Source organism: Reyranella sp. GW821-FHT12G01, assembly GCF_058806575.1.
The window spans coordinates 1,038,728-1,058,770 of record NZ_JBXAPV010000001.1 but is presented as its reverse complement, the minus strand read 5'-3'; the positions used below and the strand labels follow the sequence as shown (position 1 = coordinate 1,058,770).

Annotated in this window: 24 protein-coding genes; 5 read left to right on the top strand and 19 right to left on the bottom strand. The window is 66.1% G+C overall.

All coding sequences use genetic code 11. From position 1 onward, the window contains the following. Positions 1–28 precede the first annotated feature (28 nt). The 6 genes from AC1RP5_RS05245 to AC1RP5_RS05220 form a co-directional block, all read right to left on the bottom strand. A complete protein-coding gene (locus tag AC1RP5_RS05245; protein WP_493109535.1) occupies positions 29–301 on the bottom strand; it encodes a hypothetical protein in 273 nt (90 codons plus the stop codon). Between the two features lie 133 nt (positions 302–434). Continuing rightward, positions 435–1,211, bottom strand: coding sequence for a sulfur oxidation c-type cytochrome SoxA (gene soxA, locus AC1RP5_RS05240; protein ID WP_493109534.1), 777 nt, complete (start codon positions 1,209–1,211; stop codon positions 435–437). Continuing rightward, on the bottom strand, positions 1,208–1,528 hold the full coding sequence (gene soxZ, locus AC1RP5_RS05235) for a thiosulfate oxidation carrier complex protein SoxZ (RefSeq protein WP_493109533.1): 321 nt from the start codon (positions 1,526–1,528) through the stop codon (positions 1,208–1,210). Before soxZ ends, soxA begins: the two co-directional genes overlap by 4 nt. Next, entirely contained in the window at positions 1,528–1,983 is a 456-nt protein-coding gene (locus tag AC1RP5_RS05230) for a SoxY-related AACIE arm protein (protein WP_493109532.1), read from the bottom strand. The genes soxZ and AC1RP5_RS05230 overlap by 1 nt, the downstream gene beginning before the upstream one ends. Continuing rightward, positions 1,984–2,418 (bottom strand): sulfur oxidation c-type cytochrome SoxX, encoded by a 435-nt coding sequence (gene soxX, locus AC1RP5_RS05225; RefSeq protein WP_493109531.1) that lies wholly within the window; start codon positions 2,416–2,418, stop codon positions 1,984–1,986. 4 nt (positions 2,419–2,422) lie between these two features. After that, positions 2,423–3,685, bottom strand: a complete 1,263-nt coding sequence (locus AC1RP5_RS05220) for an FCSD flavin-binding domain-containing protein (RefSeq protein WP_493109529.1) — start codon at positions 3,683–3,685, stop codon at positions 2,423–2,425. Between the two features lie 212 nt (positions 3,686–3,897). On the opposite strand from AC1RP5_RS05220, the gene AC1RP5_RS05215 reads away from it, so the two are divergent. Further along, positions 3,898–4,311 carry a hypothetical protein gene (locus tag AC1RP5_RS05215; protein WP_493109528.1) on the top strand — a complete coding sequence of 138 codons (414 nt, stop codon included), beginning with the start codon at positions 3,898–3,900 and terminating at the stop codon, positions 4,309–4,311. 17 nt (positions 4,312–4,328) lie between these two features. Here AC1RP5_RS05215 and AC1RP5_RS05210 read toward each other — a convergent pair whose 3' ends face one another. The 10 genes from AC1RP5_RS05210 to AC1RP5_RS05165 form a co-directional block, all read right to left on the bottom strand. Beyond that, positions 4,329–4,622, bottom strand: a complete 294-nt coding sequence (locus tag AC1RP5_RS05210) for a c-type cytochrome (RefSeq protein WP_493109527.1) — start codon at positions 4,620–4,622, stop codon at positions 4,329–4,331. After that, positions 4,622–6,793, bottom strand: coding sequence for a xanthine dehydrogenase family protein molybdopterin-binding subunit (locus tag AC1RP5_RS05205; protein ID WP_493109526.1), 2,172 nt, complete (start codon positions 6,791–6,793; stop codon positions 4,622–4,624). Before AC1RP5_RS05205 ends, AC1RP5_RS05210 begins: the two co-directional genes overlap by 1 nt. A 15-nt stretch (positions 6,794–6,808) precedes the next feature. Further along, positions 6,809–7,258: a (2Fe-2S)-binding protein gene (locus tag AC1RP5_RS05200; RefSeq protein ID WP_493109525.1), complete on the bottom strand. Its 450-nt coding sequence runs from the start codon at positions 7,256–7,258 to the stop codon at positions 6,809–6,811. Between the two features lie 96 nt (positions 7,259–7,354). Further along, positions 7,355–8,686: a dipeptidase gene (locus AC1RP5_RS05195; RefSeq protein WP_493109524.1), complete on the bottom strand. Its 1,332-nt coding sequence runs from the start codon at positions 8,684–8,686 to the stop codon at positions 7,355–7,357. Positions 8,687–8,694: 8 nt separating this feature from the next. Then, positions 8,695–9,342 carry a hypothetical protein gene (locus AC1RP5_RS05190; protein ID WP_493109523.1) on the bottom strand — a complete coding sequence of 216 codons (648 nt, stop codon included), beginning with the start codon at positions 9,340–9,342 and terminating at the stop codon, positions 8,695–8,697. 21 nt (positions 9,343–9,363) lie between these two features. Further along, positions 9,364–9,753: a hypothetical protein gene (locus AC1RP5_RS05185; protein ID WP_493109522.1), complete on the bottom strand. Its 390-nt coding sequence runs from the start codon at positions 9,751–9,753 to the stop codon at positions 9,364–9,366. 93 nt (positions 9,754–9,846) lie between these two features. Then, positions 9,847–11,499 (bottom strand): thiamine pyrophosphate-requiring protein, encoded by a 1,653-nt coding sequence (locus tag AC1RP5_RS05180; RefSeq protein WP_493113296.1) that lies wholly within the window; start codon positions 11,497–11,499, stop codon positions 9,847–9,849. Between the two features lie 57 nt (positions 11,500–11,556). Beyond that, positions 11,557–12,738, bottom strand: coding sequence for a vWA domain-containing protein (locus tag AC1RP5_RS05175; RefSeq protein ID WP_493109521.1), 1,182 nt, complete (start codon positions 12,736–12,738; stop codon positions 11,557–11,559). A gap of 22 nt (positions 12,739–12,760) precedes the next feature. Then, on the bottom strand, positions 12,761–13,609 hold the full coding sequence (locus tag AC1RP5_RS05170) for an AAA family ATPase (protein ID WP_068199125.1): 849 nt from the start codon (positions 13,607–13,609) through the stop codon (positions 12,761–12,763). Between the two features lie 78 nt (positions 13,610–13,687). Next, a complete protein-coding gene (locus AC1RP5_RS05165; RefSeq protein WP_493109520.1) occupies positions 13,688–14,383 on the bottom strand; it encodes a cytochrome b/b6 domain-containing protein in 696 nt (231 codons plus the stop codon). A 202-nt stretch (positions 14,384–14,585) separates the two neighbouring features. On the opposite strand from AC1RP5_RS05165, the gene AC1RP5_RS05160 reads away from it, so the two are divergent. Further along, positions 14,586–15,041 carry a c-type cytochrome gene (locus AC1RP5_RS05160; protein WP_493109519.1) on the top strand — a complete coding sequence of 152 codons (456 nt, stop codon included), beginning with the start codon at positions 14,586–14,588 and terminating at the stop codon, positions 15,039–15,041. Between the two features lie 95 nt (positions 15,042–15,136). Here the strand turns inward: AC1RP5_RS05160 and AC1RP5_RS05155 are convergent, their stop codons facing one another. From AC1RP5_RS05155 to AC1RP5_RS05145, 3 genes are all read right to left on the bottom strand, one after another. After that, complete coding sequence (locus tag AC1RP5_RS05155) at positions 15,137–15,763, bottom strand: hypothetical protein (protein WP_493109518.1); 627 nt, start codon at positions 15,761–15,763, stop codon at positions 15,137–15,139. Between the two features lie 727 nt (positions 15,764–16,490). Beyond that, positions 16,491–17,345 carry an alpha/beta fold hydrolase gene (locus AC1RP5_RS05150; protein ID WP_493109517.1) on the bottom strand — a complete coding sequence of 285 codons (855 nt, stop codon included), beginning with the start codon at positions 17,343–17,345 and terminating at the stop codon, positions 16,491–16,493. Then, positions 17,342–17,722: a hypothetical protein gene (locus AC1RP5_RS05145; protein ID WP_493109516.1), complete on the bottom strand. Its 381-nt coding sequence runs from the start codon at positions 17,720–17,722 to the stop codon at positions 17,342–17,344. The genes AC1RP5_RS05150 and AC1RP5_RS05145 overlap by 4 nt, the downstream gene beginning before the upstream one ends. A 145-nt stretch (positions 17,723–17,867) precedes the next feature. On the opposite strand from AC1RP5_RS05145, the gene AC1RP5_RS05140 reads away from it, so the two are divergent. From AC1RP5_RS05140 to AC1RP5_RS05130, 3 genes are read left to right on the top strand one after another with little or no spacing between them, the layout of a single operon-like run. Next, a complete protein-coding gene (locus tag AC1RP5_RS05140) occupies positions 17,868–18,365 on the top strand; it encodes an SEL1-like repeat protein (protein ID WP_493109515.1) in 498 nt (165 codons plus the stop codon). Further along, positions 18,362–19,564, top strand: a complete 1,203-nt coding sequence (locus AC1RP5_RS05135) for a tetratricopeptide repeat protein (RefSeq protein WP_493109514.1) — start codon at positions 18,362–18,364, stop codon at positions 19,562–19,564. Before AC1RP5_RS05140 ends, AC1RP5_RS05135 begins: the two co-directional genes overlap by 4 nt. A 12-nt stretch (positions 19,565–19,576) precedes the next feature. Beyond that, on the top strand, positions 19,577–20,041 hold the full coding sequence (locus AC1RP5_RS05130) for an MmcB family DNA repair protein (protein WP_493109513.1): 465 nt from the start codon (positions 19,577–19,579) through the stop codon (positions 20,039–20,041). Positions 20,042–20,043 lie beyond the last annotated feature (2 nt).

Genomic DNA, 20,043 nt, shown 5'->3' with positions numbered 1-20,043 from the left:
GCGGTCGGCCGGTCCGAAGGGTGGCAGTCTAGACCGGAAGCGACTCCAGGCGAACCGGGGCCCCCAGGCGCTCGCCGAGGATGATCGCGAGGGCCTCGACGTCGCCGTCGACCCTCCCGCCATAGCTGGCGAGTCGCGGATCGGCGCCGCTGAACCACGAGATCCGCCATGCGCCCGCCTCGCACACCAGCGAGCCCACGACGTGACCGTGTGCGGAGATCGTCCAGAGGGCGGGCTCCTCATAGGCCGCCTGGAACAGGCGGGCGGCCCGGGCAACGAGGGTACTGGCAAGACTGAGCATGCTGGGACTCTACGGGCGAGGCAGCAACTGCAGCAATGAAACGGTCCGTCGAATCCGGCGCTGGCGACGACAGGATTAACTCTCGCGGTGGCCGGAGGGGAAAATTCCATCTCCGCTCCCGGCCGACGCGCGACTAAGGTCGAACGGCCGGCGTTTCGAGCTTCATCCCCTTGGCCCGTTCCATCAGATAGAGTTCGAGGGCGGTATATTCGGGCGCATCGAGCGGCCAGGCCTCGGCGCGGATGCCCACGAGGCAATTGCGCAGACGCCGCTTCAGCGAGCCCAGCGCCTGCCATTCCAGTCGATAGATCGGATAGCCCGTCGGATGCGCCTCGGGGATGGCGACGCCCGCCAGCTTCTTGCCGGCATTGTCGTCGTGGCAGGTCGCACAGGAGAGATTGAGCTGGCCCTGGCGACGACGATAGATCGCCTCGCCCTGCGCGCGGAACGCGTCGAGGCGCGGATCGGCGGGCGGCGCGATGGGCATGCCGCGCGACTGGAGCGCGACATAGGCCGTGAGCGCAAGCAGGTCGCGATTCTCGGGCGGCAAACGCTCGGCCTTCTGGTTCTCCGTACGGCAGAGGTCGATGCGGCCCTCGAGATCGATCGGGCGATCGGCGCCGGCGGGAATCGCGGGGTAGCGCGTGGCGACGCCCTTCATGCTGGCCGCGGCGGCGCCATGACAATCGGCGCAGGATTTGTTGGCCGCACCTGCGGGCTTCGCCCAGAGCTGGCCACCGAGTTGCACGAACAGCATGCCGGGATTGGCGGTGTCGTCGTCCTGCATCTTCTGCAGGGCTTCGCCCATGTCCTGGTAGCCGGAGCGCCGCTTGTCCGTGCCGACTTGCGCGGCCGCATAGGACGCGACGAAGACCAGCGCCAGACCGAGGCCGAGCTGTCGCGCGGTCATTCGACGGCGATGGCGACCCGCTCCTCGACGGCGAAGCCTTCGTCGCCGGTCCAGCGCAGGACGACCGTGCCGCTCTCGTTCGCCACGGCAAAGAAGGAGACGAACGGATTGGCCGCGATCGCGGGCGACATCTCCATCTCGAAGATCTCGGCGCCGTTCCAGGTCGCGGTGAAGCGCTCGATGATGTTGCGCGGGATGATGCGGCCATTGGGACCCGGCCGGAAACCGGTCTCCATCGGGTGCATGATCAGCGCCTTGATCTCGACGACGGCGCCGCGCTTGGCAGTCTTCGGGGCGTTCACGAGGATGTTCGACATCAGGTCGACTCCTCGAGGCAGGCCGCCAGGGTCACGATGACGTCGGCACCGGCCATCCAGAACTTGCCGTCGCTGGTCTCGGCGATCGCCACGATGCGCTGGCTGTCGCCAAGCTTGATGCGCGCGCCGACGACGGCCTTGCCGTTATGCGGGCCAAGGCGCGCGGTAAAGACGTTGGGCTGCGGGTTCTTTTCATTGAAGACGTGGATCGCCTTCACGTAGTCCGCGACGGTCATCGGGCTCTCGACCGACACGACCAGCGACACGCTGTTGCCGTTCTCGACCAGCGGCGGCACGTCGAGCTTCACCCGCCCTTCGGTCGGCGTGGCGTTGCCCACCACCTTCTTGATCGCCTCGGCCATGGACTCGGGCGTCGCCGACGCGGGCGCGAGCGGCAGGACGATCACCGTAGCGGCGGTGGCGGCAGTGCCGGCAAGGAAGCGACGGCGGTCCATTCAGTCCTTCAAGGTTAAAAGATAGGCCACGACATCCTCGACCTGCTCCGCTGACAGGATGGTCTTGCCGTCGAAGGAGCGGGCGACCCGCTGCAGGCCTTGGGTACGATAGTAGGCCGGCATGATCGTGTCGGCATTGAGACGCGAGCCATCGACGATGCGCAAGCGCAACTGGCCCTCCGACCAGCGCGAGCCCGCGCCGGCGAGACTCGGCGCCAGGTCGCCCTGGAACCGTTCCTCGGCGATCGGGCCGGAATGACAGAGCAGGCACAGGCCGACGCTGCGGTTGGCGACGATCGCCCGGCCGCGCGCCGCATCGCCTGGTTGGCCGGTGAGCGAACGGGGAATCGAATCGCCGACGATCTGCGGCACGACCTGCTGAGCAGAGGCCGAAGACGCGACGAGCGCGAGCAGGAACCCAGCGAAGCTCCGCATCGCCTCACCCGAAGGTCTCGGCGGTGATGGTGCGGAACCAGCTCGACGCGTAGAGCGCTTCCTGGCCACGCAAGCCGCCCACCGCTTCGAGCGGGCTGGTACCGCCGGCGCCGGGAATGTCGGTGAGCTGGCCCTTGTCGGGGCGATAGACGCCCGCGATCGAGATGCCGTAGTCGGCGGCGACGAGGCTGTAGCAGGTGTTGATCAGGATCGGGTCCTGCGGCTTGTCGCCGGCCAGCAGACGCACCAGCGCGGCGGCGCAGACCTTGGCCTGGGCATTGGCGGCGAAGGCCGACTTCGGCATGCCGCCCATGATCGCCGCATCGCCCAGCACGTGGATGTTGGGCCGCAGGGTCGATTCGAAGGCGACGGGCTCGACCGGACACCAGCCGGTGCGGTCGGCGACGCCGGCTTGCGCGGCAATGGCGCCGGCCTTCTGCGGCGGAATCACGTTGGCCGCGTTGGCCTTGTGGGTCGCGAACTCGGTCGTGAGCGTGAGCGTCGCGGGATCGACCGAGGTCACCTTGCCGCCCTGGCTGAGCGGCACCCATTCGATCATGCCCTGATAGAGCTCGGCCCAGCCGTTCTGGAACAGGCGCTGCTTGGAGAAGGCATCCTTCGAATCGAGCAACAGCAGCTTCGACTTCGGCTTCCAGATTTTTAGCCAATACGCGATCAGGCTGGCGCGTTCATAGGGACCGGGCGGGCAGCGGAAGGGATTGGCCGGCGCCGACATCACGACCAGGCCGCCATCGTCCATCGCCTGCAACTGCTGGCGCAGCAGCACGGTCTGCGCGCCCGCCTTCCAGGCATGCGGCATCTTCTGGGACGCGGCTTCGTCGTAACCGGGAATGGCGCCCCAGTTGAAATCGATGCCCGGCGTCATCACCAACCGGTCGTAGGAAAGCTTGTTGCCGTCGGCCAGGGTCACGGTCTTCGCGTCGGCATCGACCGCGGTCGCACTCGTCTGGGCGACGGTGACGCCGGCCGACTTGATGCCGTCGTAGCGGAACTGCTGCTGGTCGATCTCGCGCAGGTTCGCGAGCACCGAATTGCTGAACGGGCACGAGGTGTAGACCGGATTGGGCTCGACCAGGGTGACGTCGAGTACGGGCTGCAACGCCTTCAGGGTGCGGGCCGCCGTGGCGCCGCCGAAGCCGCCGCCGATCACCACAACCTTCGCCTTGCCCTGCGCCGAAACGATCGCGGGCGCGAAGGCTGCTACCGCGACAGCACCTTTCAGGAGCGTACGCCGGCCGCTTCTCAAGGCGTGCCTCCATTCTGGTGAGCACCGACGTGAGCTTGCCCGTATCGCGAGCATGTTATACGCCCCCTATCGTCCATCGACGCTGAAGACAATTGGGGGCTGGAGACATGGGGTGTTTTAGGGCGTTCGCGGTCGCAGCCTTGTTGTGCCTGGGATTGACTGGCTGCATTCCCCGGGCCGCGCCCAATCTTGCGACGCCCGAATATTCGCAGATGGCACGGGCGCTCACGAAGCCACCCGCGGATCGCGCGCGCCTCTACATCTTCAGCGGCAACGAATGGGGTGGCTACCCGGTCGTCTACTATCGCCCGCACTACATCTCCGCCGATGTGTTCATCGACGACGTGAAAGTCGGCAGCGTCAATCCGGGCGAGGTGATGGTGATGGACATCGTTCCCGGCAATCACGTTTTCAGGTGGCAGGAGTTCAACCGCACGCCCGGTTGGCTGGGCACGATCACGCCGCTGCAACTGAACGTCGAGGGCGGAACCGTCCTGTTCCTCAGCACCAACCTCACGAAGGGATTCGCCGTGGAAGGTGGCGTGATCGACGTCAACGACCGGAAGGTGCTGCCCGAAACCAGGATCGTGCGGCCGTCTTCCTGTCCGCCGACGATCTGCCTGTAGGGCGAAACCCACCTTACCTACTCCGGCTGCGCGGCAAACCAGGCCGCGATGGCCTGGGTCTGCTGGTCGTCGAAGCCCTTGGCGATGCGGCCCATCACGCTCGAGGGCCAGGCGCCGCTGCGATATTCGCGCATGAAGGTGACGATATCCTCGGCCTTGCGGCCGGCGATATGCGGGATCACCGAATCCGCCACCTTCTTGGGCGCGTGGCAGCCCGTGCAGGAACTGGCGCCCGGCGGCGCGTCGGCCGCCGAGGCCGGGCCTGCCAGCAGCGCGATGCCAGCCAGACCCGACAGCAGCGACCGGACCATCAGGCGCCTTTCTTCAGCTCGTGATGCATCAGCGGCAGGTTGCGTACCCGCTTGCCGGTCGCCTTGGCAATCGCGTTCAGCACGGCGGGGGCCGCGACGGCAATGGTCGGCTCGCCGACGCCGCCCCAGAAGTCGTTGGTCGGCACGAGGACCGTCTCGACCTCCGGCATCTCGTCGATGCGCATCACGTTGTAGCTGTCGAAGTTGGTCTGCTCGACCACCCCTTCCTTGACGGTGATCTCGCCGAACAGCGCCGCCGACAGGCCGTAGACGAACGAGCCCGCGACCTGCCGCTCGATCTGCGCCGGATTGACCACGTGGCCGGGATTGGTGGCCGCGGTGATCTTGTGGATCTTGAGCTGGCCGTCGGGGCTCACCGAAACCTCGGCGACGCCGGCGACGTAGCTGCCATAGCCCATGACCTGCGAGATGCCGTGGAAGCGGCCCTCGGGCAACGGCTTGCCGTAACCGGCCTTGTCGCAGGCGGCCTTCAGCACCGCCGCCCACTTGGGCTTCAGGTACTTCAAGCGATAGGCCAGCGGATCCTGGCCCGCCGCTTCCGCCAGCTCGTCCATGAAGCATTCCATGTAGACGGCGTTCTGGTTCACGTTCACGCCACGCCAGAAGCCCGCCGTGATGTGAGGGTTGCGCATCGCGTGGTCGATCAGCAGGTTCGGCACGTCGTAGCCGTAGGTCGCCTCGGCGCCGGTCTGCATCAGGCCCTGGAAGGTGGCCGGGTCCATGCCGTTCACCAGGTTCTGCGGCAGCAGCGACGCCAGGATCGACTGGCCCGAGATGCGGATATGCAGGCCGACCAGGTTGCCCTGGGCGTCGAGGCCGGCCGTCATCTTGGCCATCGTCGTCGGATGATACTGGCAGTGCGTCATGTCTTCTTCGCGGGACCAGATCAGCTTGATCGGCGTGCCGGGCATCTCCTTGGCCACCAGCACGGCCTGGCGGACATAGTCCGAGCGGCCGCGACGGCCGAAGCCGCCGCCCAGCATCAGCTTGTAGACCTCGCACTTGGCGATCGGCAGGCCGGCCGCTTCCGACGCTGCGGCCAGTGCCGCCTCGCCGTTCTGCGTGCCGCACCAGACCTCGCACTTCTCCGGCGTGTAGAGCGCCGTGGCGTTCATCGGCTCCATGGTGACATGGTGCTGATAGGGGAAGCTGTAGACCGCCTCGACCTTCTTGGCGGCACCGTCGATCGCCTTCTGGGCATCGCCCGCCTTGTTGCCGACGAAGGCTTCCTTGGCGGTGAGGCCCTCCTTCAGCATCTCGGAGATGGTCTCGGTCGAGACCTTGCCGAGTTCGCCGATGTTCCATTCCGTCGTGACGGCCTCGAGTGCCGTCTTGGCTTGCCAGTAGGTGTCGGCGACCACGACGACGGCATCGCCGTCGATCGCCAAGATCTTCTTAACGCCCGGCATCTTCTCGGCCTTGCTGGCGTCGAAGCTCTTCAGCTTGCCGGTGATCACCGGGCAGGCACGCACGGTGGCGACCAGCATGCCCGGCATCTTGTGATCCATGCCGTAGATCTGCTTGCCCGTGACCTTGTCGACCGTGTCGAGACGCGGCAGCGGCTTGCCCGCGACCTTCCAGTCCTTCGGGTCCTTGAGCTTCACTTCCTTGGGCGGCTCGAGTTCGGCCGCCGCCGCGGCGACCGCGCCGTAGGTCACGGTCTTGCCCGACGCCTTGTGCGTGATGACGCTGTTGGCCGCGCTACAGTCGCCGGCCGGCACGTTCCACTGCTTCGCCGCCGCCGCGATCAGCATCTCGCGCGCGATGGCGCCGCCTTCGCGGACATACTGCTGGCTCTCACGGATGCCGCGGCTGCCGCCGGTCGAGTAGTTCTTCCAGACGCGGTTGCGCCTCAGGTTCTCGCCGGGCGGCGGATATTCCCAGGCGACCTTGCTCCAGTCGCACTCGAGTTCTTCGGCGACAAGCTGGCAGAGACCGGTGAGCGTGCCCTGTCCCATCTCGGAGCGGGCTATGCGGATCACCACCTTGTCGTCCGGGTGGATGACCACCCAGGCGTTCACTTCCTTGACGGACTGGGCGTGCGCCACGCCCTCGTCGAAGGGCAGCTTGAAGCCGAGCGAGAAGCCGCCGGCGACAGCCGCGCCGCTGACCAGGAAGCCGCGACGGCCGAGGGATGTCTGGATCGTCATGGTGTGTCCCTCCCCTTAGGCCTTAGCCGCGGCGTGGATCGCCGCGCGGACCTGCTGATAGGTGCCGCAGCGGCAGATGTTGGTCATCGCCTCGTCGATGTCGGCATCGGTCGGGTTGGGCTTTTTGGCGAGCAGCGCCGTCGCCGCCATCACCATGCCGCTCTGGCAGTAGCCGCACTGGGGCACGTCGAGCGCGACCCACGCTGCCTGGATCTTGTTCAGGACGCCGTTCTCGGCCAGCGCCTCGATGGTGACGACCTTCTTCGTGCCGACGGTGTTCACCGGCACGTGGCAGGCGCGCACCGGCGCGCCATCGATATGGACGGTGCACGAGCCGCACTGGGCAATGCCGCAGCCATACTTCGTGCCGGTCAGGCCCAGCTGCTCGCGCAGGACCCAGAGAAGCGGCGTGGACGGATCGGCGGTGTAGTCGAGCGCCTTGCCGTTGACGTTGAGGACAGCCATCCCGGACTCCCGTTATTCAGGAAATATTGAAATAACCGTAGCCCAGCGCCGCGCCGCCGCCTAGCAGCCGCAGTGCATTCACGGATGTTTGATGCTTCAGCGCACGCTTGCTTCAAAAACCCGCCGGAAATTGCCGCCCAAGAGTTTTGCCGTTTCCTCCGCGTTGAATCTCGTGCGCAGCGCTGCCGCCAATTGGGGCACATCGACGTAGCTCGGCATCGAGCTCGGCCCGACCAGGCCAAGCTGGTCGGTGCCGAGACCGACATGATCGATCCCGACGACGTCGACCATCTTCGCGAATCCGTCCGTCGCATAGGCGACGAGGTTGGGGAAATACTCGGAGATCGGCCAGATGCCGATGACACCGCCCGTAGCGGCGATCGCCCTCGCATGGTCGGGCATGATGCGGCGGGTCCAGGCAGAGGGCCGGTTGATGAGCGAGGTATGCGACAGGACCAGCGGCTTCGTGGTGACCGCTGCAGCCTTCTTCACCAGTTCGAACGTGCCGTGCGCCACGTCGACCACGATGCCGATCGTATTGCAGCGCCGGACCACCTCGGCGCCGAACGCCGTCAGACCGTCATGCACGCTGGGCTCGGTCTGGATGTCGCCCAGCTCGTTGGGCCGGTAGTGCGTGAGCTGCAGATGGCGCAGTGCCCAGCGCTGGTAGGCCTCGTCGAGGCGGTCGATCTGGCCCTCGAGGAAGTCGCCGCCTTCCGCCGCAACGATGATCGAAGGCCGGCCTGAACGCGCCGCGCGCAGCTCGGCCGAGGTCCGGATGATCGGCATCCCCTGCTCGCGCGCCAGCGTATGCAGGGTCGGAAAGGAGCGCTGGCTGTAGGCGTAGAGCTCGCCCGAGCGCGGCTCGCGACTGGGTCTCATACGGCCGACCATGACCTTGATGACCGGCGAATCGGCAACGACGGCCAGCGAGATCACCGACACACCGCCCTGGCGCATCGGATCGGCGACGGGCGCGAACGAGCCGCGGCCGTAGCTCATCTGCGTCAGGTTGCCGGCATGGCTATGGATGTCGATCGTCGTGCCGTCCGCCGCCTGCGCCATCGCCGGCACCGGAAGGCAGAAGAGCGGGCTCGCCGCCATCAGCGCGCGGCGCGTCACGCCCTTCACCGCCTCGGCGTCATGCAACTGGTAACGCCAGCCCCCGGCATCGGGCGACACGTGCCAGGTGCCGCTCAGCCGTAACGCGCCGTTGGCGAGCTTCATCGGCTGGCGGGCCAGCACCTCGACGACTGCCGACGGATTGTTCGGCACGCAGCCCTGGCAGCAGCCGGGCTCGGCCATCATCAGGAAACGCCCGTTGCCGCCCCATGTGCTCGCCCCGACGGGGAAGCCCGTGATCTCGACGCGTTTGCCGTTGGCTTTGTCAGCGCGTGGTTTCCCGAGGTCGTTCCACGAGAGGCGCATCGGCAGCTCTATAGTTTGGGTGGCGGATAGTAGGGGCGATCGCCCAGTGCCTGTACGCGCTTCCAGAAATCAGGCCCCGAGGCCTTGCCGACCTCGTCGAGATCGGCCGCCTGGCGCCACAGGCTCCACGAGTCGGGATGCAAGCGGCTCGCTTCCGCCATCTGCAGGTCGCCTTCGGCGGCGCGGCCGTTCGCGCGCAGCCAGACGCCCAGCCGGAACCGTGCCCGCGCCTCGGCGATCTGGGGCGTGACCTTCGGCAAGCCGGCGCGCGCTTCATCGGCCGGCAGCGCATGCGCCCCGGTCGTGACCCACGCGCGGATCGCGTCGAGATAGGCTTGCCGTGCGGCGAGGCGCTCGGCCTGGTCTTCGGGGCTCATCGTCCTGGTCTTGAGGTCCATGCGCCGGAAATGATCGGTCGAACCGGCATTCTCCGGCGGCCGCACGATGCGACCCTGCTCGTCGATCCAGACCGCCTGCGGCACGTTCACGAGATTGTAGAGGTCTTCCAGCCGATGCTCGGCGTCGATCAGCTGCCAGTAGGACGACTTCGCCTGCTCGATCCAGGGACGGGCATGCTCGGCGCCACGGCTTTCCTGCGCCACGGCCACGACCATGAACCCCTTGTCCTTCAGTTCTTCGTAGAGGGTCTGCCACACGGGCAAGTCAAACCGGCAGCCTCACCAACTGGCCCAGGTGGCGAGGAAGACTTTGCGGCCGCGAAGCTGCGACAGCGAGCGCGACACGCCATCGAGGTCCGGCAGGGTGAAATCCGGCGCATCCAGTCCCTCAAGCGCGGCATTGCGCTCCTCGGGCGGCGCGCCGAGTGCCCATACGTCGCGGGACTCACTGGCGATCACCGGGCCGCCAAGCTTCTTCCAGAAGGCCGCGAGATCGACTTCGTTGGGTGCGAGGGCCGATGAGGGCAGCGGCACGCAGAGATCGTCGCGGCACATGCCTTCGGGCTTCAGGGTCCAGCCCGTGACGCGCTCGGCATCGACGGGACTCATCCAGAGCCCGTCGTGCGTGGCGACATCATGTTCGGCCGTCGGCATGAGGATCTTGGTCATCGGCGGCCTCCCTGCCTCGATGTCATCCCGAGCGTAGCGAGGGACCTTTACGGCAACCTTAAAGATCCCTCGGACTCACACGCTGTGCGAGCGTTACTTCGGCGTCGAGATCATCACTTCCTTCGAGGTGATGAACTCGAGCAGCACGGGCACGCCCTTCTTGGTCTGCTCGATGCCGCGCTTGATCGCCGGGATGATGTCCTCTGGCTTGGTCACACGCTCGCCATAGCCGCCGAAGGCCTTGGCCATCGCGGCGTAGTCGCCCGAGATGTCGGTCGAGCGGTACTTCTCGGTCGACACCTTCATGATGTGCAGCTCGATCGCCATCGAGAAGTTGTTGAGCAGGATCGACATGATCGGAATGCGCTCGCGCACCGCCGTCTCGAAGTCCATGCCAGTGAAGCCGATGGCGGCATCGCCCCAGACATTGATGCAGAGCTTGTCCGGGCAGGCGAGCTTGGCGCCCATGGCGAGGCCAAGGCCGTAGCCCAGCTGCGTGGTCTTGCCCCAGCCGATGTAGGTGTGCGGCGCGGTCGTCTTCCAGAACGGCGAGAGCTGGTCGCGCGGGCTGCCGGCATCGTGGGTGATGATGGTGTTGGCCTTGTCGACCGTGTGCTGCAGGTCCCAGAGCACGCGATAGGGATTGAGCGGCGCGTCGTTGTTGGTGAGCTTGGGCATCCACTCCTTCAGCCACTCGTCGGCGATCGGCTTGATCTCAGCCACCACCGGCGCGGCGTCGCGCTTCTTGCCGCCCACGAGCTTGCTGCACTCGTCGATCATGGCGCGCAGCGCCAGCTTGGCGTCGCCGATCAACCCGTACTGGGCGCGCACGTCCTTGTTCAGGTGGTTGGGATCGAGCGTGGTGTGGATCACCGTCTTGCCCTTCGGCATCGAGATGCCGAAGTTCGTCTCGGTGAAGGAACAGCCGATGCCGAACAGCACGTCGCAATTGTCGAGGAAGTGGCGGACCTGCTTCGGATAGGCGCGGCCGCCGGAGCCCAGCGACAGCGGATGGGTCTCGTCGAAGCTGCTCTTGCCCTGGAGCGAGGTGCAGACGGGAATCGCCAGCAGTTCGGCCAGCTCCTTCAGCTCGTCATAGGCCTCGGCCCAGTGCACGCCATGGCCGGCGTAGATGACCGGGCGCTTGGCCTCGACCAGCACCTTGGCGGCTTCCTTCACCGCGGCCGGATCGGGGCCGTACTTGGTCGCGACGACCGGCACGTAGGTCAGGGGCTCGGGCGCCTCCTCGACATTGGCCTCGGCCGGGAACTCGATGATGACCGGCGCGCCACGGCCGTTGCGCAGCAGGCTGAAGGCCCGGCGCATGATGTTCTCGATGTCGGCGCCCGAGGTGATCGGCTCGGCATGCTTGGCGACATGCGCCATGGTGATGGTCGAATTGAAATTCGGCGGCACGTGCGCGATGCGGCGAGGATAGCCGGCCGGAATGACCAGCAGCGGCACCGATTCGCCGAACGCCTGGGCGACGCCGCCATAGGCGTTCTCCGAGCCCGGGCCGCTCTGCATGCAGAACACGCCCATCTTGCGGCCCTTGGTCAGGCGCGACATGGCGTCGGCCATATGCAGGCCGATGCGCTCCTGGCGCACGATGATCGGACGGATGTCGATCGCCGCGCAGTGCTCGATCAGGTGGTTGACGGGATAGGCGAAGAGATACTCGACCCCTTCCCGCTTCAGGATTTCAGCGACTGCCGGGCCGGTCTTCATCGTTCTCTCCCATTGGATGGCGTGATCCCGAGCGAAGCGAAGGATCCTTCGCTCCGCTCAGGATGACACTGCCTGTTACTTGTTGAGTTCCTTCATCGCGCTGTCGAGGCCGCCCAGGGTCAGCGGGAACATGCGGTTGCCGCTGAGCTGCTGCAGCAGCTGGATCGACGGCGTGTAGCTCCAGTGCCGCTCGGGCACCGGATTCAGCCAGACCATGCTGCGGTAGGTGTCGGACACGCGCTGGATCCAGGTCTGCCCCGACTCCTCGTTCCAGTGCTCCACCGAGCCGCCCGGATAGGCGATCTCGTAGGGGCTCATCGAGGCGTCGCCGACGAACAGGACCTTGTAGTCCGGCGGATAGGTGTGGAGCATCTGCTGCGTCGAGAAGGTGTCGACGTGGCGGCGGCGATTGTCCTTCCACAACTTCTCGTAGAGGCAGTTGTGGAAGTAGAAGAATTCGAGGTGCTTGAATTCCGAGCGGGCCGCCGAGAACAGCTCCTCGCAGACGCGGATATGCGCGTCCATCGAGCCGCCGATGTCGAACAGCAGCAGCAGCTTCACCTTGTTGCGACGCTCCGGCACCATCTTGATGTCGAGGTAACCGGCGTTGCGCGCGGTCGAGCGGATCGTGTCGGGCATGTCGAGCTCGACCTCGGCGCCCTCGCGCGCGAACTTGCGCAGGCGGCGCAGCGCGATCTTGATGTTGCGCGTGCCGATCTCGACGGTGTCGTCGAGGTTCTTGTACTCGCGCTTGTCCCACACCTTGACGGCGCGACCCTCGCGGCCCTTGTCCTGGCCGATGCGCACGCCCTCGGGATTGAAGCCGTAGGCGCCGAACGGGGAAGTGCCGGCGGTGCCGATCCACTTGCTGCCGCCCTGGTGCCGCTTCTGCTGCTCCTCGAGACGCTTCTTCAGCGTCTCCATGAGCTTCTCCCAGCCGCCCATCGATTCGATCTGCTTCTTCTCCTCTTCGGTGAGAAGCTTCTCGGCGAGCTTGCGCAGCCATTCCTCGGGGATCTCGGCGGCGACGCCCTCGGCGGGCAGCGCTTCGAGGCCCTTGAAGACGGTGCCGAACACACGGTCGAACTTGTCGAGGTTGCGCTCGTCCTTCACCAGCGCGGCGCGCGACAGATAGTAGAAGTCGTCGACGCTGTAGTCGGCGACTCCCTTGTCCATCGCATCCATCAGGGAGAGATATTCCTTGATGGAGACCGGCAGCTTGGCGTTGCGCAGCTCGAGGAAGAAGTTGATGAACATCGCGTTCTCCTCTCAGCGTTAACTACTGGCGCTGCTCCCGCCGCGCCATGAAGGCCAGACGCTCGAACAGGTGAACGTCCTGCTCGTTCTTCAGCAGTGCGCCGTGCAGCGGCGGGATCAGCTGCTTGCTGTCCTTCGAGCGCAGCGACTCCGGCGACATGTCCTCGACCATCAGAAGCTTCAGCCAGTCGAGCAGCTCGGAGGTCGACGGCTTCTTCTTGAGGCCCGGCACTTCGCGGATGTCGTAGAACACGTTCAGCGCCTCGCGCAGCAGGTTGCGCTGCAGGTCGGGGAAGTGGACGTCGACGATCTGCGTCATCGTCTCGCGATCGGGGAAGCGGATGTAGTGGAAGAAGCAGCGGCGCAGGAAGGCGTCCGGCAGTTCCTTCTCGTTGTTCGAGGTGATCATCACGATCGGGCGCTGCTCGGCCTTGATCGTCTGCTGCGTCTCGTAGACGTAGAACTGCATGCGATCGAGCTCGAGCAGCAGGTCGTTCGGGAACTCGATGTCGGCCTTGTCGATTTCGTCGATCAGCAGGATCGGGCGCGTCTCGGCGGTGAACGCCTCCCACATCTTGCCGCGCTTGATGTAGTTGCCGATGTCCTTCACGCGCTCGTCGCCGAGCTGGCTGTCACGCAGGCGCGAGACGGCGTCGTACTCGTAGAGGCCCTGCTGCGCCTTGGTGGTCGACTTGATGTGCCATTCGATGATCGGCGCGTTCAGCGCCTTGGCCACTTCATGCGCCAGCACGGTCTTGCCGGTGCCCGGCTCGCCCTTGATGAGCAGGGGACGCTGCAGGGAGATCGACGCGTTAACGGCAACGCGCAGGTCGTCGCTGGCAACGTAGGAGTCGGTACCGGTAAATTTCATGGTGCAAAATCCAAATTTCACTGTGGTTTCAGCCACCCTAGAGGGGTGGTTTCAGGCCAGCAAGGCCGCGCGCGCAGGTTAGCCGCCCGCGCGGACGATGAAGTAGACCAAAGCGGCACAGGCGAGCAGCAGCGACATCGCAAGGCGGCTCGACGCGAAGGAGAGCCGCGGTGCGGGGGCTCCCGGCTCGACCGCCTGATCGAGCCGCTTGCGGCCGGTGATCATCGCGCCGACCAGATTGTGCCGCTTCCAGACGAGATAGAGCGCCACGGCGAACACATGGAGCGCCACCAGGATCAGGAGCACGTTGATCCAGTAGGCATGGAAGGCCGTGGCGCGCTCGACCCACTTGTCGGCGACCTTGAGCGCCAGCGGTCCGTTCACCATGCCAGTGTCGGTATCGGCGGCGAACAACCCGGTCACGGCCTGGGCCAGGACCGCGAAGATCAGCACGAGAACCATCGCGCCGCCCATCGGATTGTGCCCGATGTCGCGCGGCCCCTCCTTCCGGAAGAGGTGCGCGACATGGGTGAGGGCCGCGCCCGGCCCCTTGATGAAATTGGCGAAGCGCGCAGTGGTGCTGCCGAGGAAGCCCCAGGCGATGCGGAAGAAGAGCAGGGTCAGGATCGTGTAGCCCGACCAGAAATGGAGCTGCATCCAGTCGCCGCCCGCACGGCCGCTGAAATACGACGTCGCCATCAGGATCACGAGCAGCCAGTGGAACAGCCGGACGGGAATGTCCCAGACGAGGATCTTGTCGTTCTTTCCGGCCATCGGTCGTCATCTCCCCCTGCAAGCGCCAAGCATAGTCGAGACATCGGGTCGGTGGGCAAGGCCTGAGACGCAGATCACTACACGCAGTCGTGATTGATCGTGGCCCACGTGCCCGTTCGCTTTCCGCGCCAACCTCTGCAACAAATAGACCGTCGGCGAGGCATAAATTGCCCGCCGTCCGTAATTCAAAGGGGATGGTCCTATGAGGAAGACTTTGGTTGTGGCGTTGATCGGCGCGCTGGCCGCCGGCGCCATGGTGGGCGGTGCGACGATCGCGATGGCCCAGGGCGACGTGATTGCCCAGCGCAAGGAGAACCGCAAGCAGACCGCCGCCGCGATGCGCGCCATCAAGGCGATCGTCGATGCGAAGGGTCCGACCGCCGGCGCCGTCGAGCAGGCCGCCAAGCTCAAGACCCTCGAGGCCGCCTTCGTGAAGATGTTCCCGGCCGGCTCCGACAAGGGCGAGACCCGCGCCCTTCCCGCCATCTGGACCGACTGGGCGGGCTTCGAAGCCGCCAGCAAGGCTTCGGACATGGCCTACGACAAGCTCGCGACGGCGGCCGGTTCCGGCAACGCCGAGGCGCTGGCTGCCGCGTTCGCCGACACCGGCAAGACCTGCGGCGCCTGCCATCAGAAGTTCCAGGCGAAGGCCAACTAGGCCCTTCCCCTCCTGCCAAACAGAAAGGGCGACGGATTTCCGTCGCCCTTTTTGTTTGTCCTGGTTGTTTGTCTCTCGAGGAAGTCCGCGGCCGATCAGGCGGTCGCGGCGGGGTGTCCCGGACCCGTCGTCAACGCCCGCTGGACGATCGACTCGGCCTCGAAACGCCAGGTCCGCGACGCGTTCATCGGAGAGAGGCGCAGCCGGTCGCGCATGTTCATCCAGCGCTCCAGGCCAAAGGCGACATCGAGGGAATCTAGGACGAGGTCGCGAGCCCGCGAATCGAGTGGCGCGAGCTCGGTGGCGAACCAGGCGGCGATGCGCTGGCGCAGAAGCTGGCGTAAATGGGCGACGCTCGAGCCGACGGCCGGCACCACGCCGCGCACCCGCTCGGCAAAGTGCCAGACCGGCAGCCACTGCTCGAAAAGCTGCGCCCGGTCGGCCACCAGCACGGAGATGCGCTTGGCCAACGGCGCGCCGAGATCGACCTGCCGATCGGGATCGAACGCCCGGCTGACCGCGAGGTCGAAAGCGGCGGCGTAGAGATCGGAGAGGTTGGTGAAGTGCTGGAAGAGAACCCGGCCCGGAATTCCCGAGATCATCGCGATGGAGCCGGAACTCGGCTCGGCATCGCCTGCCTGGATGAGATCCAGGGTCGTCTGGATCAGGGACTTCCGAATTTGCTGGCCTCGAACGATGCGGCTGTCCTGGGAGCGCGACACATCAACGGGGAATCCGACAATCTTCATTGGAAACCAATTAGACTAAGATTTGCTCTAATGATCGAACTCTACCACTCGGACGTTTTCTCGTAACTTGCAAAAATGCATATCTAGATGTTCACAAATCCTTATTTCACTGCATTTATTGTGGCCGAGATAGACATTTTTGGGTGATCTGACGTTGCGCTTTCCCTGCAATTATTGAATTATCGAATCTGTCGATACTGGCGTTTTCAGGGATTGGGCTTGCAAGAGGCGACACACGCGAACGCCAAAAATACGAAAGGCCGGTCGCTTGGGGACGACCGGCCTTCCTTATGAGCCCGCCTGGGTGTGTGGGGTTATCGAAGCCTTGGGGTGTGTGGGAAGGGGCTTCGATGAGCGGCTTGGGAGGCCGCCGGCGGGCTGTGTAGATTTCTGTGGGTGGAGCGCTGGTGGGAAGCGCTGCCTGATCTCAGGAAAGGCCTTTCAGTATGATTTGAAGCAACGATCTGTCTCTTATGGGGGCACTGTAACAAAGCGCCTCCTCACCGGTTACTTGCAAAATTGCATATCTGCTTCCGAAGGGGCCGGCGAAAGCCCAATAATTCCTGCATATTCGGCGTTCCAGATAGTCAAAAAAGGGAGTGCAGGCAACACGCACAATGCCGAGAAAATCGCAGATTCACATGTGTTTTCAATAGGATGAGACTGCTTTCCGCGCCAACCCGCCGAAAACGTAGTGCAATTAACTCTGACTCCCCGCGATCTCGGCCAGGACCGGACGCAAATGCTGGAGAAAGCGATCGGGGTCCTCGCTCATCGGGAAATGGCCGAGTCCCGGCATGATCGTGCACCGGCTGCCCGTCACCATCGCGGCGACTTCCTCGGTCTCGGCCGGCGAGCAGGAATAATCATACTCGCCGGTCAGCAGGAACAGCGGACACCGCCTGGCATCGATCGCGGCGATGCGTTGGCGAAGGTCGCCGTCGACCTTGTAGAAATGCAGATCGCCTTTGAAGACGCCCGGACCGCCCTGCATGTAATGCCAGAGCGTCTCCCAGCGATCCGCGCTCGGCGCATCGGGGCCGACCAGGCCCGAGACGATGCCGGCGCAGACCTCGCCGCCATGGACCTCCGCGTGATGCAGCCAGTCGGTGTCGTAGTAGGGCGCGACATGGGCCGAGGCCTGCAGGCCGATCAACGCGCGGAAACGATCGGCGTGGGTCGCGGCGAGATTGAGCACCACCCGGCCGCCGATCGAACAGCCCATCACGACCGGCCGCTGCAGCGACAAGGCTTCGGCGAATGCCACGACGAACGCGGTGTAGAAATCCCGCGTCAGCCGGTATTCCTCGCGCTCGAAGCCGGCCGGCGGCGAGGATTTGCCGTGCCAGGGCATGTCGAAGGCGATGACGCGAAAACGCTTCGTGACCTCGGCATCGTTCAGCACGCCGCGATACTGCCGGCCATCGGCCCCGGCCGTGTGCAGGCAGATCAACGGGATCCCCTCGCCTGCCTCCTCGAAGTAGACGCGATAGTGCTTTCCCTCGAAATCGAGCGACAGGTAGCGGCCGACGATCGGCTCGAGAACGGCGGTCATCGGGCCGCTCCCGTCGTTCCGGCCAGGGCGCGCGGCGCCTCGAGCACGCCCTTTATGTAGAGCAGGTTCGCCATCAGCGGCTGCAGGTCGCCCTCGAACTTCAGCAGCCCGCGACGGACGAGGGCCAGCAGGTCGTGATCCCCCGGCGCCGGCCGCTTCTGCCAGAAGCGCTGCCAGCTCGCCTCGTCGGCACGCAGCGCGAAGCGCCAGGACGGCATGACGAAAGGCCCCTCCTCGACCCGCTCGATCCGCCCGCGCAGCACATGGACCAGCCAGGACCGCGGGCGGGCCTCGACCAGGAAGGCGCCCGTCAGATGCCGGCCGCGCCGCACGAGCACCGCGTCGTCGTTCACGAGGCCCGCAAGTTGTTCGAGCATGGTTCCTTCCCCCTATCCGTCCCGGCCGGCCCGTTCCCGAGGCCCTTCTCCGAGGCCCCGCCGGGTTTCGTGTTTCGGCCTCAATTCCATGCTAGACGATCCGCCGTTCCGCCAATACCGGCCGTGCTTCCCGGGAGTCGTCTCCGTGCACTTCGTTCGTTCCGTCCGCGCTCTCCTGCCCCTCGCCGGGGCCGCCCTCCTGCTCGCCTCAGCGGTCCAGCCGGCCGCCGCTGGCATGGAAGAAGCGGTCAAGGCCCTGCAGGCGGGAGACACCGCGACGGCGGAGAAGGAGCTGCAGCTGCTCGCCAAGGAACGCGATCCGCGCGCCCAGTTCCTGCTCGGCCTCTACATCTACGGAAACGCTGAATCGAAGGCGTTCGACATCGCCAAGGCGACGCCGCTGCTGCTCGACGCGTCCGAGCGCGGCTACCTCCCGGCGATGATCCCGCTGGCCGGCGCCTATGCCGAAGGCAAGGGCGTGCCGAAGAGCCTCTTCGAAGCCTACAAGTGGTGCGCCATCGCCGAGCGCTGGAACGTGCCCAATGCCAACCTGGCGCTTGAGCAGGCGGGCCGCGAACTGCCGGCCGACGAAGTCGAGAAGGCCAAGGCCGCCGCGCTCGCCTACACGTTCAAGACGAAATGATCGCGGCGCGATCGGCACTCGCCGCGGCACTCGTTGCCGCGAGTGCCGTCGCGCAGGCCCAGCAGCCCTCCGATGCGTCGGACGTGGCGGCACCCTTGCGTCCCGCCGTCGCCGCCTATCGCCAGGGTGACACCGCGACCGCCGAGCGGACCCTTCGCTCCCTTCCTTCGAACGCCGATGCCGAGGCCTGGCTGGGCGCGATCCTGCTTGAGCGCGGCGCCAAGGCCGAAGGCCTGAGGCTGATCCAGCGCGCCGCCGATGCCGGCTCCGCCGAAGGCCAGCACCGGCTTGCCCTTGTTCTCGTCAGTGGCGATGCCGGTGTGCCGAGCAATCCGGCGCGGGCCGTCGAGCTGTTCGAGAAGGCGGCCGCGCAGGGTCATCGCCGCGCCCAGCTCAATCTCGGCCTGATCTATCTTCGCGGCCAGGGCGTGCCGCGCGACCTGATCCAGGCCCGCGCCTGGCTGGAGCAGGCCGCCGCCGACGGCGACGTCTACGCGACCTACGCGCTGGGCCGGGCGATGGCGGAGAACGCGCCGCCGGCATCGGCCGATCCGACACGCGCCGCCGATCTCTTCCGCCGGGCCGCCGAGAAGGGCCACATGTTCGCGGCCCTTCGCTACGGCATGGCGCTGGCTGACGGCTCGGGGGTCAAGCAGGACACCGCCGCGGCGCAACGCTGGCTGGTGCAGGCCCAGCAGAACGGCGTGCCTGAAGCCGCGCTCGCGCTGGGCGACATGGCGGTCCGCACGCCCGCCACGCGCGACAAGGTGGCCAACGAGAAGATCCTGAAGTCGGCGCTGAGCTGGTACGAGGCCGCTGCCAATGCCGGCGTGCCGTCGGGCCAGTTCAAGCTCGCCAATGCCTACTTCGCCGGCTCCGGCATGCCGCGCGATCCGGCACAGGCCCAGCTCTGGTACAGCCGCGCCGCGCAGCAGGGATTGCCCGAGGCGCAGCAGGCGCTGGGCGTCATGCTGCTCACCGGCACCGCCGGGACGACCGATCCGGTCGAGGCGTTCAAGTGGCTGTATCTCGCCGAACGCGGCGGTCATCCCGAAGCGCGCGCCGTCCGCGAGAAGGCGGGTGACAAGGTGTCCGACCGCGACCGCAAGCGGGGCGAGGCCCTGGCCCAGGCCTTCAAGCCGGTCTCCGAGCTGCCACTCGATGAGGGTCCGCCGCGCCTCGTGCCGGTCCGGCGCTGAAGGTGGCCGCGCATGGACACGCCGAGCGTCCCGCGCCAGACGCGTCCTGACATCACCCTCGCCGTCTGCCGCGGCGCCTGCCGCCTGATGCGCCAGTCCGGCCGCTCGGTGCTGCGCGAGCTACCGCTGCCCGACGGGCGTCGCGCCGACATCATGGCGATTGCCGGCAACGGCGAGCTCACCATCGTCGAGGTGAAATCGTCGATCGAGGATTGGCGGGTCGACCAGAAGTGGCCCGACTATCGCGCCTGGTGCGACCAGCTCTACTTCGCCGTGCCGGTCGATTTCCCGCAGTCGCTGATCAGCGAGGATGTCGGCCTGATCGTCGCCGACGCCTATGGCGGCGAGATCCTGCGTCCTCCCGCACGGCACGCCGTCGCCCCGGCGCGGCGCAAGGCGCTTCTGATCGATTGCGCGCGTCTCGCCTCGGAGCGCCTGTCGCGTCTCGAAGATCCGGAGTTCGTCGACTTCGCCTGAGG

What these genes read in the sequence shown, in the direction of transcription:
- AC1RP5_RS05160 (WP_493109519.1), top strand. Translation starts at nt 14,586, where the DNA reads ATGAGGAAGACTTTGGTTGTGGCGTTGATCGGCGCGCTGGCCGCCGGC.
- soxX (WP_493109531.1), bottom strand. Translation starts at nt 2,418, where the DNA reads ATGCGGAGCTTCGCTGGGTTCCTGCTCGCGCTCGTCGCGTCTTCGGCC.
- AC1RP5_RS05205 (WP_493109526.1), bottom strand. Translation starts at nt 6,793, where the DNA reads ATGACGATCCAGACATCCCTCGGCCGTCGCGGCTTCCTGGTCAGCGGC.
- AC1RP5_RS05185 (WP_493109522.1), bottom strand. Translation starts at nt 9,753, where the DNA reads ATGACCAAGATCCTCATGCCGACGGCCGAACATGATGTCGCCACGCAC.
- AC1RP5_RS05150 (WP_493109517.1), bottom strand. Translation starts at nt 17,345, where the DNA reads ATGACCGCCGTTCTCGAGCCGATCGTCGGCCGCTACCTGTCGCTCGAT.
- AC1RP5_RS05245 (WP_493109535.1), bottom strand. Translation starts at nt 301, where the DNA reads ATGCTCAGTCTTGCCAGTACCCTCGTTGCCCGGGCCGCCCGCCTGTTC.
- AC1RP5_RS05230 (WP_493109532.1), bottom strand. Translation starts at nt 1,983, where the DNA reads ATGGACCGCCGTCGCTTCCTTGCCGGCACTGCCGCCACCGCCGCTACG.
- AC1RP5_RS05195 (WP_493109524.1), bottom strand. Translation starts at nt 8,686, where the DNA reads ATGCGCCTCTCGTGGAACGACCTCGGGAAACCACGCGCTGACAAAGCC.
- AC1RP5_RS05130 (WP_493109513.1), top strand. Translation starts at nt 19,577, where the DNA reads ATGGACACGCCGAGCGTCCCGCGCCAGACGCGTCCTGACATCACCCTC.
- AC1RP5_RS05135 (WP_493109514.1), top strand. Translation starts at nt 18,362, where the DNA reads ATGATCGCGGCGCGATCGGCACTCGCCGCGGCACTCGTTGCCGCGAGT.
- soxZ (WP_493109533.1), bottom strand. Translation starts at nt 1,528, where the DNA reads ATGTCGAACATCCTCGTGAACGCCCCGAAGACTGCCAAGCGCGGCGCC.
- soxA (WP_493109534.1), bottom strand. Translation starts at nt 1,211, where the DNA reads ATGACCGCGCGACAGCTCGGCCTCGGTCTGGCGCTGGTCTTCGTCGCG.
- AC1RP5_RS05170 (WP_068199125.1), bottom strand. Translation starts at nt 13,609, where the DNA reads ATGAAATTTACCGGTACCGACTCCTACGTTGCCAGCGACGACCTGCGC.
- AC1RP5_RS05145 (WP_493109516.1), bottom strand. Translation starts at nt 17,722, where the DNA reads ATGCTCGAACAACTTGCGGGCCTCGTGAACGACGACGCGGTGCTCGTG.
- AC1RP5_RS05215 (WP_493109528.1), top strand. Translation starts at nt 3,898, where the DNA reads ATGGCACGGGCGCTCACGAAGCCACCCGCGGATCGCGCGCGCCTCTAC.
- AC1RP5_RS05165 (WP_493109520.1), bottom strand. Translation starts at nt 14,383, where the DNA reads ATGGCCGGAAAGAACGACAAGATCCTCGTCTGGGACATTCCCGTCCGG.
- AC1RP5_RS05210 (WP_493109527.1), bottom strand. Translation starts at nt 4,622, where the DNA reads ATGGTCCGGTCGCTGCTGTCGGGTCTGGCTGGCATCGCGCTGCTGGCA.
- AC1RP5_RS05175 (WP_493109521.1), bottom strand. Translation starts at nt 12,738, where the DNA reads ATGTTCATCAACTTCTTCCTCGAGCTGCGCAACGCCAAGCTGCCGGTC.
- AC1RP5_RS05200 (WP_493109525.1), bottom strand. Translation starts at nt 7,258, where the DNA reads ATGGCTGTCCTCAACGTCAACGGCAAGGCGCTCGACTACACCGCCGAT.